The organism is Nocardioides sp. P5_E3, assembly GCF_054049275.1.
The window spans coordinates 1-17,516 of sequence record NZ_JBFUMR010000011.1 but is presented as its reverse complement, the minus strand read 5'-3'; the positions used below and the strand labels follow the sequence as shown (position 1 = coordinate 17,516).

The 17,516-nt window shown below is 73.0% G+C and carries 18 protein-coding genes; 9 read left to right on the top strand and 9 right to left on the bottom strand.

Translation table 11 applies throughout. From position 1 onward, the window contains the following. Positions 1-22: 22 nt before the first annotated feature. From ACXJKB_RS08810 to ACXJKB_RS08795, 4 genes are all read left to right on the top strand, one after another. Positions 23-1,447: a DUF222 domain-containing protein gene (locus tag ACXJKB_RS08810; RefSeq protein WP_457187433.1), complete on the top strand. Its 1,425-nt coding sequence runs from the start codon at positions 23-25 to the stop codon at positions 1,445-1,447. Positions 1,448-1,575: 128 nt separating this feature from the next. Next, positions 1,576-1,929, top strand: coding sequence for an HIT domain-containing protein (locus ACXJKB_RS08805; protein ID WP_457187431.1), 354 nt, complete (start codon positions 1,576-1,578; stop codon positions 1,927-1,929). Positions 1,930-1,962: 33 nt separating this feature from the next. Beyond that, on the top strand, positions 1,963-2,331 hold the full coding sequence (locus ACXJKB_RS08800) for a nuclear transport factor 2 family protein (protein ID WP_457187429.1): 369 nt from the start codon (positions 1,963-1,965) through the stop codon (positions 2,329-2,331). Between the two features lie 9 nt (positions 2,332-2,340). Further along, positions 2,341-2,844, top strand: a complete 504-nt coding sequence (locus tag ACXJKB_RS08795) for a GNAT family N-acetyltransferase (RefSeq protein ID WP_457187427.1) — start codon at positions 2,341-2,343, stop codon at positions 2,842-2,844. 75 nt (positions 2,845-2,919) lie between these two features. Here the strand turns inward: ACXJKB_RS08795 and ACXJKB_RS08790 are convergent, their stop codons facing one another. The 4 genes from ACXJKB_RS08790 to ACXJKB_RS08775 all read right to left on the bottom strand — a co-directional run bounded on the left by ACXJKB_RS08790 (position 2,920) and on the right by ACXJKB_RS08775 (position 5,218). Beyond that, complete coding sequence (locus ACXJKB_RS08790) at positions 2,920-3,516, bottom strand: hypothetical protein (RefSeq protein ID WP_457187425.1); 597 nt, start codon at positions 3,514-3,516, stop codon at positions 2,920-2,922. 86 nt (positions 3,517-3,602) lie between these two features. After that, complete coding sequence (locus tag ACXJKB_RS08785; protein ID WP_457187423.1) at positions 3,603-4,634, bottom strand: SIS domain-containing protein; 1,032 nt, start codon at positions 4,632-4,634, stop codon at positions 3,603-3,605. 17 nt (positions 4,635-4,651) lie between these two features. Next, complete coding sequence (locus ACXJKB_RS08780; RefSeq protein ID WP_378548799.1) at positions 4,652-4,825, bottom strand: Trm112 family protein; 174 nt, start codon at positions 4,823-4,825, stop codon at positions 4,652-4,654. Positions 4,826-4,855: 30 nt separating this feature from the next. Continuing rightward, complete coding sequence (locus ACXJKB_RS08775) at positions 4,856-5,218, bottom strand: DUF3499 domain-containing protein (protein ID WP_457187420.1); 363 nt, start codon at positions 5,216-5,218, stop codon at positions 4,856-4,858. Positions 5,219-5,267: 49 nt separating this feature from the next. Between ACXJKB_RS08775 and ACXJKB_RS08770 the strand changes: the two genes are divergently transcribed. Further along, entirely contained in the window at positions 5,268-5,732 is a 465-nt protein-coding gene (locus ACXJKB_RS08770) for a metallopeptidase family protein (RefSeq protein WP_457187418.1), read from the top strand. Between the two features lie 16 nt (positions 5,733-5,748). Here ACXJKB_RS08770 and ACXJKB_RS08765 read toward each other — a convergent pair whose 3' ends face one another. The 3 genes from ACXJKB_RS08765 to ACXJKB_RS08755 form a co-directional block, all read right to left on the bottom strand. Then, complete coding sequence (locus ACXJKB_RS08765) at positions 5,749-7,146, bottom strand: DUF5719 family protein (protein WP_457187416.1); 1,398 nt, start codon at positions 7,144-7,146, stop codon at positions 5,749-5,751. Then, the gene (locus ACXJKB_RS08760) at positions 7,139-10,054 is read right to left on the bottom strand and encodes a glycosyltransferase (protein WP_457187414.1); all 2,916 of its coding nucleotides are present in this window, start codon (positions 10,052-10,054) and stop codon (positions 7,139-7,141) included. Before ACXJKB_RS08760 ends, ACXJKB_RS08765 begins: the two co-directional genes overlap by 8 nt. Before the next feature lie 83 nt (positions 10,055-10,137). Then, on the bottom strand, positions 10,138-10,398 hold the full coding sequence (locus ACXJKB_RS08755; RefSeq protein ID WP_191194914.1) for a WhiB family transcriptional regulator: 261 nt from the start codon (positions 10,396-10,398) through the stop codon (positions 10,138-10,140). Positions 10,399-10,542: 144 nt separating this feature from the next. Here ACXJKB_RS08755 and cofD point away from each other — a divergent pair, with 144 nt between their 5' ends. The 4 genes from cofD (at position 10,543) to ACXJKB_RS08735 (ending at position 14,165) form a co-directional block, all read left to right on the top strand. Continuing rightward, entirely contained in the window at positions 10,543-11,586 is a 1,044-nt protein-coding gene (gene cofD, locus ACXJKB_RS08750; protein ID WP_457187412.1) for a 2-phospho-L-lactate transferase, read from the top strand. Beyond that, positions 11,583-12,599, top strand: coding sequence for a coenzyme F420-0:L-glutamate ligase (gene cofE / locus ACXJKB_RS08745; RefSeq protein WP_457187410.1), 1,017 nt, complete (start codon positions 11,583-11,585; stop codon positions 12,597-12,599). The genes cofD and cofE overlap by 4 nt, the downstream gene beginning before the upstream one ends. A 73-nt stretch (positions 12,600-12,672) precedes the next feature. Further along, positions 12,673-13,410 carry a DUF3105 domain-containing protein gene (locus tag ACXJKB_RS08740; protein ID WP_457187408.1) on the top strand — a complete coding sequence of 246 codons (738 nt, stop codon included), beginning with the start codon at positions 12,673-12,675 and terminating at the stop codon, positions 13,408-13,410. 14 nt (positions 13,411-13,424) lie between these two features. Next, positions 13,425-14,165 (top strand): TIGR03089 family protein, encoded by a 741-nt coding sequence (locus ACXJKB_RS08735; protein ID WP_457187406.1) that lies wholly within the window; start codon positions 13,425-13,427, stop codon positions 14,163-14,165. A 21-nt stretch (positions 14,166-14,186) separates the two neighbouring features. Here ACXJKB_RS08735 and ACXJKB_RS08730 read toward each other — a convergent pair whose 3' ends face one another. After that, a complete protein-coding gene (locus ACXJKB_RS08730) occupies positions 14,187-16,910 on the bottom strand; it encodes an FG-GAP-like repeat-containing protein (protein ID WP_457187404.1) in 2,724 nt (907 codons plus the stop codon). Positions 16,911-17,106: 196 nt separating this feature from the next. Beyond that, positions 17,107-17,516 (bottom strand): IS30 family transposase (locus ACXJKB_RS08725; RefSeq protein ID WP_457187402.1); only part of this gene is annotated, 410 nt, incomplete at its 5' end.

The following is a 17,516-nucleotide window of genomic DNA, read 5'->3' as shown; positions in this document are numbered from 1 at the left end:
GCTGGCCGGTAGAATCGAACACATGATCGAGACGCTGGCAGGGCCCGGAGCAGGTGAGGTCGAGGACCTCACCGCTCGCGACCTGCTCGCTCTGGCCCGCGACCGCAAGGCGGCCGAGGACCGCGCAGCAGCTGACCTCTTGGTCGTGGCAGCCCGGTGGGCCGACCTGCACCCGCCGGAGTCGATCCACGACGCCGCTGCGTTCACGGTTCCCGGTTGCGAGCACGAGGAGCCGATCGCCGGCGAGGGTGCGCCACTCGTGGCGGAGTTCTGCCTCGCCGAGCTCGGCACGGTCCTCGGGATCTCGACGACCGCGGCGAAGAAGCTCGTCGGCCACGCCCTCGAGCTGCGCCACCGCCTCCCGCGGCTCTGGGCGCAGGTCCACACCGGACGAGTCCCCGCATGGCGGGCCCGCGCGGTCGCCGAGACCACCATCCACACCACCCCATCGCTGACGCGGGAGGCTGCGGCGTTCGTGGATGCCCAGGTCGCGACCGTGGCTGGTCGGGTCGGTCCCGCGCAGCTGGACCGGCTCGTCGCCGAGGCCATCAAGCGCTACGACCTCGCCGACGTCGATCCGGCTGCGGATCCGGAGGACGGCTACCTCCACGTCGACCCCCGCCACGCGACCATCCACGACGATGACGTGCACTTCGCCGGCACGATGCGGATAGAGGCCGAGCTCGACATCGCCGACATGCTCGACCTCGACCGTCGCCTCGCCCACGACGCCGCCACCCAGGCTGCCGTCGGCTCCACCGAGTCCCTGCAGGTGCGGCGCGCGAAGGCCCTCGGCAACCTCGCCCGCACCCAGACCGCCCTCGACCTCCACGCCCAGGGCGCAGCCCCGGCGTCGCCGAAGGACTCCGAGGGGCTCCCGGCCGCACGGGAGGTCGTCCTCCACGCCCACTTCGACGCCACGCTCGACGACCTGACCACGGTGTTCGGTCCAGCGGGGCGGATGGAGGAGGGCCAGCGCCTCGTCCTCCTCGACCAGGTCAAGAACTGGTGCCGCGACTCCCGCACCACGGTCACCATCAAGCCCGTCATCGACCTCAACGCTCAGATGCACACCGACGCGTACGAGGTGCCCGACCGGATCCGGGAGCAGGTGATCCTCCGGGACACGACGTGCGTGTTCCCCTGGTGCACCCGCCCGGCCCGCGGCTGCGACATCGACCACGTCATCCCTCATGACCCGGACGCCGAGGCGGTGGGGCGACCACAACCGGGTCCCACGCGGACCCTCAACCTCGCCGCCCTCTGCAGGTTCCACCACCGCCTCAAGACGCACACCGCCTGGCGCTACCGCATGGTCGAGCCCGGCGTGTTCGAGTGGACCTCACCGCACGGCCACCGTTACCGCCGCGACCCCACCGGCACCACTTCGATCAACCAGGCCGAGCCACCCGATCCGCCCGGCATTCCGCGACCACGCCGACCATGACCCCGCCCCACACCCCGCCACCCTCCGGTGGCGGGGCCACAGGCACGTCTCTCCCCTGCCGACTACTCGTTCGTGCAGCGGCTGCCAGCCGGGGCCCGAGCCGGCGAGCCCGCTGCGAGGATGTCCACGTGAGCGACGTGGGGACCTACGACGGCGACGACTTCTACTGCGACGTGGCGATCCCGCGAGCCGTCCCGCTGGAGGTCGTCCACGAGGACGACCTGGTGCTCGCCTACCACCACACCCGGCCGTTCTGGCAGGTCCACCTCGTGGCGGTGCCGAAGCGGCACCTCGCCTCGTTCACGACGATCGGGGCGTCCGACGAGGCGGACGTCCGGGCACTCCTCGCGGTCGTCCAGCAGCTCGCCCGGCGGGTCGAGGAGGAGCACGGGGCAGCCGCCGTCCTGACCAACCTCGGCACCTACCAGGACTCCAAGCACCTCCACGTCCACGTGCACTCGGGTGCGCAGCTGCGCGCCTGAGCCGATGTCGGTGCCGACGGGCACACTCAGCACATGGACGCGCGAGCACTGATCACCCGTCTCGCCGAGCTCGTCGATGCCCACGACTGGGAGGCGCTGCCCGGCGTGCTGCACCGCGACTTCACGTGTCGGCTGGTGCACACCGGCGAGGTCTTCGACCGCGACGGGTGGGTGCGGTTCAACGCCGATTACCCCGGCTTCGAGCGGATGCATGTCGAGGACCTGGTGGTCGACGGCGATCGTGGGGTGCTGCGGGCGCGGGTGACCGGGAGGGGCGGCGCGGGCGAGCGGCTCGAGTTCGCCGTGGCCAGCTTCGCGACCGTGCGCGACGGCCTCCTCGTCGAGCTCGTCGAGGTCTGGGCCGACGTCGACCAGCAGGCACCCGAGGGCACCCGGCCCTAGCCTGACCCAGTGCTCCCCGACCCCACCGAGCGTCTCCGCTTCCGCCGGATGCGGATGACCGACCTCGACGACGTCACCGCGCTGCTCGTCGCGTTCGACCCGATGCGCGGCGAGCGCCCGTCCAGCACCCGGGACGACGCCGTGCGCTGGATCCAGTGGCAGGAGCGCAACCATGCCGAGCACGGTTTCGGGCTCTGGGTCGTGGAGACCCACGACGGCGCGTTCGTCGGCGACTGCGGACTCACCGTGCAGGACGTCGAGGGCGCGCCCCACGTCGAGGTCGGCTACCACCTCCTGCCGGCGACGCGCGGCCAGGGCTACGCCACCGAGGCGGCCCGGTCCGTGCGCGACTGCGCGGCCGCCCACGGGGTCGACCACCTCGTCGCCCTCGTCCGGCCGGACAACGCGCCCTCGCAGCGGGTCGCGCGGCGCCTCGGCATGGAGGTCGAGCGGACGGCACACGTCCACGGCGGCGACGCACTGGTCTTCGGCATGCACCTGGGCCGGCCCTGAGCACACCAGAGCCCCGGGCCGATCCGCGTGGTGCGGTCGGCTCCGGGGCTCCGGGAGGTCACCTCGGGTGAGGCGTCACTTCATCTTCTTGGCGGCGACCTTCGCGAGCTTCGTGATGGCGGACGCGGGGATGGCCGCGTCGTCGATGGCCACGACGGCCGCGACGCGCTTGCCGTCGCCGATGAACACGGTGCTCGAGTAGGAGACGACGCCCGCGACGGCGGTCTCCTGCTGCAGCATCACCGTCGACTGGCCGAGCTTGGGCGCCTTGACCAGCGTGGTCGTGACCGTGCCGCCCGAGGTGGGCTCGGTGAAGGTGGCGCAGTCCTTGGCGTACTTTTTGTACGACGTGACGTACGCCTTGACCTTGGCCGCCGACGAGTGCTGGACGACCGTGGACTGCACGTAGGACGCCCCGGTGGACGAGACGCCGCGGATGCTGGTGAGCCGCTTGACCGGCACGATCTTCGACGTGTCGCAGGTGGCCCCCGGCGCCGAGTTCTTCTTCGTGGTGAAGGAGGTGAACTCGGCGTCCGCCATCTCCGGGAACGCCTTGACGATGTCGCCCTTCTTCGGGAGGTCCTTCGCGGACACGGCCGCCTGGGCCGGGGTGCCGGAGACGAGCAGGACCGCGGTGAGGCCGGCGGCGATGGACAGGGAGGTGCGACGCATGGATGCTCCTGTGTGACGTGGTTGCTGACTGCCCAGTCCTGCCCGGCACCGAGCGGCTCAAACCTCCAGCGACACGAGAGCCCGCGTCAGTCCTCGACGAGGCCGACGCGGAGGTACTCCGCGGCGTAGGTGCCGGTGAGCAGCAGCGACGCGTAGCGCGCGACCTCGGAGTCGGCGTCGGTCTCGATCACCTCGACCCGTACGCCGTGGCGCGCGGCGGCGGCCTCGAGCTCGCCCGTCTGCGCGCGTACGGCCGGGTCGTCGGACCGGTCGTCGAGGATCAGCAGCAGCGGACGCAGGTCGCCGGGCTCGTCGGCGAACGGGTCGGCGAACAGGTCGTGCGGCCTGGTGGCCACGATGACCGGGAGCAGGTGCTCGGCATCACCGGCGATCGCGGACCGGCCGCTGGTGCGGCGCAGCGACTCGGCCAGCCGCCGGGCAGCGCGGGCCGCGAGGACGGAGCCGCCCCAGACGAGCGGGTTCGTGTCGGCCATCGCGATCGCCAGCATCTTGGCGGGATTGACCGCGAGGTCGCGGTGCGGCGAGCAGTTCTCGGCGACCCGGTCGAGGGACGTGGCCACCGACTCGGCGTCGGCGCGCGGACCGAGGTGGACGTGGGCGAGGTAGTCGAGGACGACCACGGCGGTCGCGAGCTGGTCGCCCGTCACCGTCGGCAGCACCGTCACGTGCCGCCCGGCGGCGTGCTCCCCCACGAGCGAGCGCTCGGGGCACGCCACCACGACCTGCGCCCCACGACGTACGGCCTCGGCGACGGCCGACGCCGACCCGTGGTCGTTGCCCTCGGGCGCCAGCATGACGACGAGGTCGAGCGACCCCGCCCATCCGGGGAGCCCCGGGTGGGGCCACGCCACGAACGGCACCGGGCACCACGCCTCGAGCACCGCACGGAGCAGCCGCGAGTCGGGCCCAGCCGCGATCACCGCCCGCGGACGGGCCTCGTCGCGACCACGGGCGATGGCCTCCGTGGTCGCCGCTGCGGACTCCTGGGCCTCCCGCCGCACCCGGGCACCGCTCTCGGCGAGCGTGCGCAGCCGGAGGTCGACCGTCTCCAGCACCCCGGCGTCGTCCAGCCGGGCCTCGTCGAACCAGGTCGCCACGGCCAGCTCCTCAGTGCTCAGGCGGGCTTGCGGGCCTCGTCGACCAGCAGCACCGGGATGTCGTCGCGGACCGGGTAGGCGTTGCCGCAGCCCTGGCACACGAGCTCCTCGACGCCGTCGGACGCGGGTGACAGCTCGCCGTGGCAGGCCGGGCAGACGATGATGCTCAGCAGCTGCTGGTCGATGTTCACGCCGATGATCCTAGGGGGTGCCGTGGCCGGTCAGTCAGTGGGCGTGAGCACGCGCAGGTGGCCACGCTTGGCGCCGCGGGTCGGGTCGTCGGTGGAGTGCAGCGGGACCGGCGCCGGAGCGGGTCGGGCTGCCTCGCGGACCGCGTCGGCCAGCGCGAGCAGGTCGTCGCTGCTCGGGCCCTGGGCCTTCGGGTCGGCCGCCAGCCGGAGCACCTCCCAGCCGCGCGGGGCCGACAGCCGCTCGCTGTGCACCTCGCAGAGGTCGTAGGCGTGCGGCTCGGCGTACGTCGACAACGGACCCAGGACAGCGGTCTGGTCCGCGTAGACGTAGGTCAGCGTGTTGACCGCAGGACGGCCACACGCCGTCCGCGAACAACGACGGGCAAGGCTCACGGCGCCGACGCTACCCGGCGCGCACACGCGCGGCGCTTAGGCTCGCGGCGTGGACATCGGGGTGGGCAGCGACACGGGCAGCGAGCGGGCCGGCGGGGCGCGGCCCCGGACCCGGGACCGGAGGGGCCGCGGCATGCGCGGCCCCGGGGTGGTGCCGGCCCGTCCGGGCACCACGGCGCTGCGGACGGCGCGGCAGCGGTTCGACCAGCTCGTGCTCGACGTGGTGACCCCGCTGGACGAGCGGTGGCACCGCCACCTCGGCCTCGTGGAGTACGCCGTCGAGGACGCGCCGATGCTGCCGGACGACTGGGGCGACGAGACCGTCCCGCTGTCGTCGCTGGTGCGCGGCAAGGGCCAGGAGCCGACCCGGCTGGTGATCTTCCGCCGCCCCATCGAGCACCGTTCGACCTCGCGCGACGAGCTCGAGGCGCTCGTGCACACCGTCGTCGTCGAGCAGCTCGCCGAGCTGCTCAACCTCACCCCCGGCCAGGTCGACGAGAGGTACGCCGACTGAGCCGGGCCGGTCCGGACTAGCGCTGGGCGGGCCGCACGTCCGCAACCTCGCTGGTCGTGCCGAGCTGCGACAGGGGCAGGACGGACAGCCCGCGGTCGCTGACCTCGACCGACACGACCGCGCCCGTGCGCTCCACCAGCACCTGGGCGAGCACCGCGTCGTCGGGCACCCGGATGCGCGCCGCCGTCGCCGGGTCGATCTCGACCCGGCGCTCGCGGACCACCGCGTCGCCGTCCTCGTCCCACGCCTGCACCGTCACCAGGCCGGGAGCGGTGGCGCCCGTGACCACGATGCGCTTGGCCCCGGCCGGCAGGGCGACGGCGGCCTCGCCCTCGAGCGTCGAGCCCGCAGGCGTCAGCGCGAGGTCGGTCGGGGTACGGGTGCGGAGCGAGGCGGTGACCGGACCGGTCGCCTCCAGGCGCAGCGCCTGGACGCCCGCGAGGCCGCGGCCGCGCAGCACTCCGCTGAGGTCGACCTCGTCCACCGACGCCGGGTCGAGCGTGACCTCCTCGAGGCCGGAGGGCGCGAACTCGCTGTCCTCGCTGACCAGCTCGAGGGCGACCCGCACCTCGCTGTCGCCGGGGTTGGCCAGGGTGAGGACCCGGTCGGCGGCGGTCGTGCCGATGCCGGCGACGTACGACGTCGAGGCGGGCGCGGCCTGGGCGGGGAGCCACTCACGCACCGGTCGGTCGCGTCCGACCGGGTCGACCACGTCGACCACGTGGGAGGCGAGCCGGCCGCGCGAGACGCTGACGCGCAGCGCCAGGGCGTCACGGTTGGGCGCGACCTCGGAGAGGTCGAAGGAGGTCGAGCGGCCGCCCGGCACGCGCACCCCGCGGAGCGCGGGGACGTCGACGAGCCCGCTACCGTCCCAGACGGTGACGTCGGCGACGGCCGGTCCCCGGTCCGGGTTGATCAGGGTGAGTGTCGAGGTGTGCTCGGCGGACGCGCCGGCGCCGGTGAACCACCGCTCGGGCGCCGGTTGGTCGCAACCGGTCGCCGACCCGTCGCCGGATCGCGACGCGACGAGGCCGGGGGCGAGCTCGCCGCTGGCGTTGATGACGACGTACTGCCGCTCGGTGCGCGACGCGACGCCGCCGGTCAGGGTCTGGGTGTCGTCACGGCGTCCGACGCGGAGCGTCAGGTCGCCCGAGCCCAGCCCGGTGGTGCCCATCCGGATCTCGTCGGCGCCGGGCAGGCGGGCGGGGCAGACCGCGGTGACGCGGTCGAGCGGCGCCTCCGCGGGGGCGTGGGAGGACGACGCCTGCTCGGCCGGTCGCACGAGGGCGAGGGCGGCCACGGTGAGGAGGGGGATGAGCACGGCGAGGATCGTCACCGGTGAGGGCCGGGTGCGCGTGGTCTCGGCAGCGCGACGCCGGCCACCTCCCGGAGCGGGGGTGCTGGGCTCAGTCATCGCGACCCTCCTCACGGCGGCGCTGCCGGACGGTCGGCAGGGCGAGCACCAGCACGACCACGATCGCCAGTCCCTGCACGACGAGCAGCGCGGTGCGCCACCACGGGCTGGGGCCCTCGAGCGACGCCGGGTCGAGCGGCCGGTCGACGCGCCAGGCGCGGGTCGTGCGGTCCTCCGCGCTGGCCTGCTCCAGACCGGCGGTCGCGTCGAGCAGCGACGAGATCCGGCCGTCGGCGGGCGAGCTGAGGACGACGTACTCCACGCCCCGGGCACCCAGGTCCGCCACGACCGACGGCGTGGGGGCGGACACCAGGTCGCGTACGTCACTGGTCAGTCCGGCGTCCTCGTCGGCCAGGGTGAGGATCTCGTCCTCCCCCACCGTGGTGCCGTCGTCGCGACGGATGCGGTAGGTGACGCCCTCGTCGACGGACCCGCCGATGACGAGCACGCCGTGCTCCTGGCCGAGCAGCGAGCTCTGCTTCATGTAGACCGGGACCGACTGCTCGGCGTCGCGCGCGAGCACGTCGTCGCCGCCGTCGGCGCTCAGCCACCAGACGAGGCCCCCGAGCGGCACGGCCGCGGCGACCAGGGCCAGGCCCGTGGCCACCACGCGCTGCCACCACGGGTGGTGGTCGGCGAGCCGCCGCAGGTAGGCGTCGGCGCCCAGCACGACCGCCACGACCGACGTGCCCTGCAGGATGACGACGAACAGGCCGAGGCTGGGGCGGGTGGTCACGGACGGCAGGTCGAGCGTCACGTGCGAGAGGAGGCCGGACACGACGGCCGCCGCCAGCGCCACCAGCCAGCAGATGAGCACCGGCACGCGCGTACGACGCGGGATGAGCGCGACGAGCGCGAGCAGGCCGAGCACCACGCCGAACCACATCGGTGCCCCGAGGTCGTTGAGCCGGCCGGTCACCAGGCCGCCGAAGGTCACCTGGTCGACGGTGAGGCGCCCGGCCTCGAGCAGCAGGCCGGACGCGGAGCCGGTGGTGAGCAGCGGCAGCAGCCACGGCGCGAGGAGCACGGGCGTCGCGGCCACGGCGACCACCGGCGGACCCCAGCTGTCGCGCTCGCGCAGCAGCCGCGGGGCGATCACCGCAGCGGAGCCGAGGACGACGGCGGTGGCCAGCAGCGCGAAGAGCCACAGCCCGGGCACGAACGCCGCACCGAGGGCCAGGAGCAGGGCCGTGCGCCAGGCCGCCCGCCACCGACGGTCACGGTCCGGGTCGACGAAGCCGAGGGCGGCGTGCGCGGTCCACGGCAGCAGGGCGGCGACCGCCACCGTGCCGAAGCGTCCCTCCGCCCAGGCGCCGGAGGTCACCGGGACGAGGGCGTAGGTCAGGGCACCCCACACCACGAGCCAGCGCGGCAGCCCCAGCGGGTCGACGAGACGTCCGACGACCTTGAGCAGCCGCCACGCGCCCCACGCCGCCACCGGGACGGCGAGCAGCATGAGGCCGGACACGACGGCTCCGGTGTGGCCGAGCAGGAGGGTCGCGGCGAACGCGAACGGCAGCACGTAGGCGGGGGCCGGCACGTCGGTGCCGGTGCCGAGCGGGTGCCAGCTCGAGACGTGCAGGCGCCACCAGTCGGTCGCGGCGGCCGGCACCGGGGACAGCGCGCCGCCGGTGATCGAGCCGAACGCCTCGCGGGCGGCGAGCAGCGACAGGACGCCGAAGAGCGCCAGCACCACGGCGACCGGGTTGGTGACGAAGCGGGCCACGATGCCGGAGTCGGTGAGGTAGGCGTCCTCGTCGTCGTCCTCCGACGTCCCGGACCCGCGTCGCGACTCGCGCACGCCCGGCCCGGTGCCGGGCGCGTCCTCGGCCTTGGCGAGGCGGCGCCGCTCGGCGACGTCGGCGGCCTGGCTGGTGGCGGCCGATGCGAGGTCGGTGACGAAGTCGAGACCGTGGCGGTAGGGCAACCACCTCGGGGCCAGCAGGCGGCGTACGTCGGCGGGGTCGCCCTGTCGCAGGTCGGCCCGCTCGCGGCGCGCGGCCAGGAGCTGGCGTGGTCGTCCGTGCACCGACAGCGCGGCCGCGAGCTCGTCGAGCGCCTCGCCCACCGACCGCACGACGAGGAAGCCGACGACGCGCAGCAGCGAGCCGAGGAAGAGCCGGACGTACTGCCAGGCGAACCCGCGCGAGGAGACGTTGGCCAGCGAGGTGAGGAGGGCGGCGCGCCGCTCCTGGTAGTGCGTGTGCCGCCCGGTGAGCGGCGTGCGCCGGATGCCGCGGTGCGCGGCCTCTGCGTGGAAGACCACGGCCTGCGGGACGACGAGCGTCCGGTGCCCGGCCAGCGCCGCGCGCCAGCCGAAGTCGATGTCGTTGCCGAAGATCGGCAGGTCCTCGTCGAGCCCGCCGAGCGACTCCAGCACGGAGCGGCGCACGAGCATCCCGGCGGTGTTGACCGCGAGCACCTCGCGCACCGCGTCGTGCTGGCCCTGGTCGTACTCGCCCCGCTCGAGACCGGTCTCGCGGTGCCCGGTGCCGGTGATGGTCAGGCCGACCTCGAGGAGGCGGCGCAGCGAGGGCCACTCGCGCAGCTTGGGGCCGAGGATCGCGACCGAGGGGTGCTCCCGAGCGGCGTCGAGCAGCTCGGCGAGGGCCGTCGGGGCGGGGTTGCTGTCGTCGTGGAGCAGCCAGATCCACTCGTCGTCGCCGGTCGCGGGGGCCAGCTCGAGGCCGTGGCGTACCGCGGCGGGATAGCTCGTCGAGCCGGGCACGACGTCGAGCACGACGTGCTCGCCGAGCGCGTCGCGCACGAGCGTGACGGTGTCGTCGCGGCTCGTGGTGTCGACGGCCACGACGCGGTCCACCGGGAGGGTCTGCCCGCTCAGACCGGTAAGGACTGCTGGGAGCCATCGCGCCCCGTCATGACTGACGAGAAGCGCTGTGACGGTCACCGGAGCACCCTAGCGAGGGGCTCCGCGCTCCATGAAACCGCCGGAGTGCTGCTGGCGACGGACCGGACGCGCCGGCCCGGACCTCAGCCCGCGGCGCTCTTCTTCAGCTTGCGGCGCTCGCGCTCGGACAGACCGCCCCAGATGCCGAAGCGCTCGTCGTTCATCAACGCGGACTCCAGGCAGTCGTCGCGGACCTCGCACGTCAGGCAGACCTTCTTGGCCTCCCTGGTGGAGCCGCCCTTCTCGGGGAAGAACGCCTCGGGGTCCGTCTGCGCGCACAACGCGCGGTCCTGCCAACCGAACTCCTCGCCCTCGGGCTCGAGAAGAAACAGTTCTGCTCTCATGGCTGACGCCCTTTCGACCCTGTTTTCAGAACTGAACGAGACACTTGATCAACATAACGACACTGTGGGAATTACATGCCTGTCGTACCCCGCAAGTCAAGCCCGGATCTGATATGGCCATTCCTCTTCCGGCAGGCTGTTCCTATGCCATCATCTGCGCCCACGCTCCGCCGTATCACCGTCCTCTCAGGCGGCGTCGGCGGGGCCCGCTTCATCCAGGGACTCCTCCACGGCCTCCGCACGGGTGTCGTGCCGGGCGGGTCCGCCGACACCGTGGTGACGGTCGTGGCCAACACCGCCGACGACTGGTGGATCCACGGCCTCAAGGTCTGCCCCGACCTCGACACCGTGATGTACACCCTCGGTGACGGGATCGACGTCGAGCGCGGGTGGGGTCGTCGCGACGAGACGTGGAGCGCCCGCACGGAGCTCGAGGCGTACGGCGTCGAGCCGACGTGGTTCGGTCTCGGGGACCGCGACATCGCGACCCACCTGGTCCGCACCCAGATGCTCGAGGCCGGCTACACGCTCTCGCAGGTCACCGAGGCGCTCTGCCGTCGCTGGCTCACGCCCGTGCACGGCGAGGCCGTCCGGCTCCTGCCGATGACCGACGACCGGGTGGAGACCCACGTCGCCGTGGCCGACCCCGACAGCGCGAGCGGGCGCCGGGTGGTCCACTTCCAGGAGTACTGGGTGCGGCTGCGCGCCGCGGTGCCGGCCGAGACGGTGCTCGCGGTCGGCCAGGACGCCGCGACGCCCGCGCCCGGCGTGCTCGAGGCCATCGGCGAGGCCGACCTCGTCGTGCTGCCGCCGTCCAACCCGGTGGTGTCGGTGGGCACCATCCTCGGGGTGCCCGGCGTCCGCGACGCCGTCCGCTCGACCCCCGCACCCGTCGTCGGCCTCTCCCCCATCGTCGGGTCCTCGCACGTGCACGGCATGGCGGCGCAGATGCTCACGAGCATCGGGGTGGAGGTCAGCGCCGGCGCGGTCGGCGCCCACTACGGCGCCCGCAGCGAGGGCGGCGTGCTCGACGGCTGGCTGGTCGACGAGCGCGACGCCGGGCAGCTGACCGGTCTGGAGCAGGCCGGGATCCGCGCCGCGGCCGTCCCCCTGATGATGTCCGGCCACGACGCCACCGCGGCGATGGCCGCGGCCGCCGTCTCGCTCGTCACCGACGGACCGGCGTGAGCAGCCGGCTCGAGGTGTGGGCCCCCGAAGGGGTGCCCGAGGTCGCCGAGGGTGACGACCTCGCCGCACTGGTGCTCGACTCCCTCCGGGGGAACGACGCCCTCGCCGACGGCGACGTGCTGTGCGTGACCAGCAAGGTGGTGAGCAAGGCCGAGGGCCGCGTGCGGGCGGGCGACCGCGACGCGGCCGTCGAGGAGGAGACGGTCCGCGTCGTCGCGCGCCGCGGGCCGGTGACCATCGTGCGCAACCGTCTCGGCCTCACCATGGCCGCTGCAGGGGTCGACGCCTCCAACGTGGCCGCCGGGTCGGTCGTGCTCCTCCCGGAGGACCCCGACGCCTCGGCGCGCGCGCTGCGCCACGAGGTGCACCGACGCACCGGCACCAACGTCGGGGTCGTGGTCACCGACACCTCGGGCCGTGCGTGGCGCGAGGGTCAGACCGACATCGCGATCGGGGCGGCCGGGCTGCTCGTCGCCGAGGACTTCGCCGGCCGCACCGACCCCCACGGCAACGCCCTGGCCGTCACCCTCCCTGCCGTGGCCGACGAGATCGCCGGGGCGGCGGAGCTCGCACAGGGCAAGCTGGCCGGGCGGCCGGTGGCGGTCGTCCGCGGGCGGGCCGACCTGGTGCTGCCGCCCGGCGAGGACGGCACCGGGGCTGCGTCGCTGGTGCGGCCCGACGGTGGTGACCTGTTCGGCTGGGGCGCCCGCGAGGCCGTCGTACGCGCCCTGGCCGGGGACGACGCGGACCGGGCCCCGTTCGGGACGCCCGCCGCGGCGCACGAGCTGCGCTCCGCGGTCGGCCGGGTGGTCGGTGCCGGGCGGGCGCTCTCGTCCACGCTCCTGCTGACCTTCGACGACGACGACGACCCGGACCGCGTCGTCCTGCACCTGCCGGGCGACGCCTACCAGGCCGCGGTGGCCGCCGTGTGCTTCGCGCACGGGTGGCGGATCCGCGGCTGGGAGCGGGCCGGAAACGACGTCGTGTGCGACGTGTCACCCGCGACTACGTAGACTCTGCCAGCGCAGACGCATCCGTCGCGCCCAGCAGCACCCTCCAGCAGTCGACCGAGAGACACCGAGCACCGTGGCCAAGCAGGCAAAGACCGACCGTCAGGCGGTCATCGACTCCATCCGCTCCCAGCAGTCCAAGCGCGAGAACCGGCGCGGGGTGGCGATCGTGGGCGTGTGCGTCCTCGTCGCCGCGCTGATCGTGGGCGCCGCGGCGTTCAAGCCGATCAAGGACTGGTGGGACCTGCGGGCCTACGCCTCCGACTCGCTCGGCGAGATCGGCGCGAAGGCCTCGGTCTGCCAGGACGTCACCACCAAGACGGCCGAGGGCAGCCAGGACCACGTCGACGTCGGCACGCCGATGACCTACCCCGACGCCCCGCCGGCCTTCGGCCAGCACTGGAACATGTGGGACAGCATGGAGCGCAAGCTCTACACCGCCTCGGACCGCCCGGAGCTCGGCGAGCTCGTGCACAACCTCGAGCACGGCTTCACGATCCTCTGGTACGACGAGACCATCGCCGACGACTCCGACCAGATGGACGTCCTGCGCGGCATCGCCTCCAAGCTGCAGGGCACCGACAACCTGCGCGACAAGTTCAAGGCCGTGCCGTGGACCTCCGAGGACGGCAAGTCGTTCCCCAAGGGCCAGCACGTCGCACTGACGCACTGGTCGCTCGGCGGGGTCGGCGAGACCGACCCGTCCAAGCAGGTCGGCGTCTGGCAGTACTGCTCCGAGGTCAGCGGCTCCGCGCTGGAGACGTTCATGGAGGACTACCCCTACATGGACTCCCCGGAGCCCAACGCCGTCTGAGGGTCCTGATCCCGATGGCCACGCCGGGCACGTCCGGCTCCCCCGCCACCTTCGCCGAGGTGCTCGCGGCGCAGCTGCGCCGCGAGCCCGGACGTCCGCTCGTGACGTTCTACGACCACGCGACCGACGAGCGGGTCGAGCTCTCGGTGACGACGTACGCCAACTGGGTGGCGAAGGCGTCCGGCCTGCTGACCGACGTCGCCGACCTCGAGCGCGGCATGTCGCTGCGCATCGACCTTCCGCCGCACTGGCTCTCACCGGTCTTCCTGGGCGCCGCGTGGACGGTCGGCCTCCGCGTCACCACCTCCGACGACCCGGACGCCGTCGTGTGCGGACCCGACGGGCTGGACACGTGGGCACCGCGCGCGGGATCGATCCCGGTGCTCGCGTGCAGCCTGCGCCCGATGGGCGTGCGGTTCGCCGAGGCGCTCCCGGCCGGCGTGCTCGACGTGGGCGTGGAGATCTGGTCGCAGCCCGACGGCTTCACCGCGTGGGACCCGCCGACCGGTGACGACCTCGCCACCGACGACCTCACCCAGGCCCGGCTCTGGACGCACGACAGGACGGCCGCCGTCGGGAGTGTTCTCACCGACGGCGGCCGTCTTCTCTCGGTGGCCGACCCGGCTTCCCCACCAGGAATGGCCACCTTCACCGAGCCCCTCGGACGAGGCGGCTCGCTGGTCCTTGTCCGCAATCCCGACCCGGCTCGCCTGGACGACGTCCACGACGCCGAACGGGCGACTGCCCGGGCCTGATCGCTCTTCGCTGGGAGCCGGTCACCCGGCCAGGTCGAAGGCCCCCAGTCCCTCGCCCAGCACACGCGGGTGGGAGACGCCGGACTTGCGGCCGGAGTAGACGTACGCCACCCCGCTCGCGCGGTCGCGGACGATGTAGTCGCCCGACCCCTTGAGCGTCATGGCCTGGACCCCGAGCACCCAGTCGAAGCCGGAGAGGTCCGACGGCAGCCCGGCCCGAGAGGGCACCACGCCGCCCTTGACGGCGACGGCCGCGTTGAAGCCGGAGCCGTTGCCGGGCCAGACCATCAACGCGCCGCCGGCCGGGGTCCCGATGAGGTCGGGCAGGCCGTCGCCGGTCACGTCGCCGACCGCCCTGAGCCCCTGGACCGGTGCCCAGCCCTGGCTGATGACGGTGCCGGCGGCGAGCGCGCCGGTGCCGTTGCCGGCGAAGAGCCACAGCTGGCCCGAGCCGTCGCGGGTGAGCACGTCGCCGAAGCCGTCGCGGTTGACGTCGCCGGCGTTGAGGATGGTGTCCATCCCGGCGAAGGAGGCGCCGGTGTCGATCGGCGCGCCGAGCTCGAAGGTGTCGCGATTGGCGACGACCACGAGCTGCTTGCCCGAGACGCCGATCAGGTCCGCACCGGCACCGCCGACCATGTTGGCTCCGGTGATCCAGCGCATCGTCTTGAGGTTCGTGGCGGGGCCCAGCGCGGCGCCGAACGTGCCGTCGCCGCGTCCGGGCATCAGCATGATGTTGCCCTTGGACGTGCGGGCGACCAGGTCGGAGCGCCCGTCCCCGTTGAAGTCGCCGGCGACGACGCGGTTGTAGCCGCTCCAGGACCCGGCGACGCGCTTGGGCGCGGCGAACCGGCCGGTGCCGTAGCCCGTCTGCAGGAACAGCCGGTTCTTGGTGCGCAGCAGGAGGTCGGCCCGCCCGTCGCCGTTGGCGTCGCCGGCGCCGATGATCTGCCGGTAGTTGCCGTAGCCCTTGCGGGTGACCTTGCGGGCGAAGCCGCCCTTCTCGGTTGCGAGCAGCGTGGTCAGGCGCCCCTTGAAGCGGGCCACGAGGTCGTTGCGGCCGTCACCGTTGATGTCACCGACGGCGGTGATCAGCGAGTAGCCGCGGAGCTTGAGCGTGCGGGTGGTCTTGCCGAACTTGCCGTTGCCCCTGCCGGCCCGCACCCGGACCACGCCGGACTTGTCGGACGTCACCAGGTCGGGCAGGCCGTCGCCGGTGAGGTCGGGCGAGACCAGCACCTCGGCGCGCTTGTCCCAGCCCTTCTTGCCCACGACCGTGCGCTTCTGGAAGGACGTCAGGCCACCGGTCGGCAGCACCAGGCCGCGGCCGTCGGCGGCGCGCCGCACGACGAGGTCAGGGTACGGCGAGGCGTCCAGGTTGTTCTGCGGAGCGGGCTCGGCGATGGGCACCTCGGTCGGCGGGGGCGGCGGCGTGACCACCGGCGCGGCCTGGGAGGCGTACGTCCGGATCAGCGGCAGCTGAGCGTAGAGGTACTTGCCCGGGCAGGCCGTCGAGCCGGCGTCGCGGTGCCCGTTGATCGCCTGGAACGTGCCGCGGCCGATCTTCTGCGACGTCGACGCCGGGTTGACGCCGTGCAGCGAGAGCTTCCACGCGAAGAGCTGGCCGTAGGCGCGCAGCATCACGTCGGGCGGCTGGACGGTGTCGAAGTTGCCGATGGCCGACATCGCGAAGGAGTAGTCGTTGTAGTTGAGCGTGTGGGCGCCGACGACGGGCTTGTCGATGCCGCCGTAGCGACCCTCCCAGATGCGACCGAAGCGGTCGACGAGGAAGTTGTAGCCGATGTCGCTCCAGCCCCTCGACTTCACGTGGTACGCGTAGATGCTGCGCAGGATCGCGGGCACCTGGGCCTCGGTGTAGTTGTTCGCGTTGACCGTGTGGTGGACGAAGCCGCCGCTGATCGTGCCGTAGCGCAGCGCGCTCTTGTTGCGGATGCTCTCGTCGGCGCCCCACTGGGCGCGGGAGTAGATCGTGGGCTGCGCGACGGTCTGCTTGCGCGCGGCCTGCAGGGTGATGCCCTCCGTCGCGGCGTCGGTGCCGTCCTCCTGCGCGTAGTCGTCGTCGTACGACGCGCTGGGGTCCTCGTCGGCGGTGTCGGCCGGCGCCTCGGTCTCGGTCTTCGCGGCGGACCCGGGGTCGACCAGGGCGAGGGAGAGGTCGTCCGGCAGGGCGACACCGTCGGTGCGGGCCTCGACCTGGACGTCGTCGACGTCGCCGACGAAGGTCGGCTCGGTGCCGGGGCGGGCGGTCGCGGCCTCGGCGCTGCCCGGGTCGGGTCCGTGCTCGTCGTGGTACTCCAGGTCCTCCCAGGCGCTCCACTCGTCGCCGCTGCGGGTGCGGACGCGGAGGGTGATCTGGTCCTCCTCGAGCTCCTCGCCGCTCTGCCACGTCACGCCGACCGCGCCGAAGGCGTCCATCGGCTGCGGGGTGCTGACCACGCGTGCCTCGGTGGCACCGCCTGCGACGGTGCGCCCGCGGAGACCGGCGAAGCCGCCGGCGGCACCGGTGAGCGGCACCTCGGTGACGTCCGGCGACACCGCCTTCGTGGGGACGGTCGCCGACATGAGCGCGGCGGGCGCGGCCGGAGCGGCAGCGGGGGCACCGGGCGCCTCCCCCACGATGTCGAGGGACACGACACCGGAGGCGGGGGTGAGCACGACGAGCACGACACCGAGTGCCAGCACCTGCTGGCAGAAGGTGACGAGGCGGGCCTGAAGAGGACGCATGACAAGACTCCTGCTGTGTGGGGGAAGGTCACACAAGGCAGGAGTTTCACACCAGTCACATCAGTCACGGAAGGGTTTCTGAGTAACTACAACGTTGTAATTTCCAGTCGACACGCCGTTACATCGGTGTAATTCTGACCGATCATGCCACGAAATGCGACGAGCGGTGCGTGAGCCACGTTCCTCAGGGGCGGATTCAAGCGGTGGATGCAACACCGGTTGGTTTTGGTGGGTTCGACAGTAGTTCGTCGAGTGCCTGTGCCGGTGTCTTCCAGCCGAGGGTCTTGCGGGGCCTGCGGTTGAGCTTGGCGGCGACGTGGTCGAGGTAGTCGAGCTGGTAGAGCGACAGGTCGGTGCTTTTGGGGAAGTACTGGCGCAGCAGGCCGTTGGTGTTTTCGTTGCTGCCGCGCTGCCAGGGCGAGTGGGGGTCGCAGAAGTAGATGTCCAGGCCGGTCGCGGCAGCGATCGCGGGGTGTGAGGTCATCTCGTGGCCCTGGTCCCAGGTCAGGGTGCGTCGCAGGGTCACGGGGAGCCGGCTCATCGTTTCGACCATGGCCTCGGCGACCGCGTCGGCGCCGTGCCCGTCGGGGAGGTGGAGCAGCATCA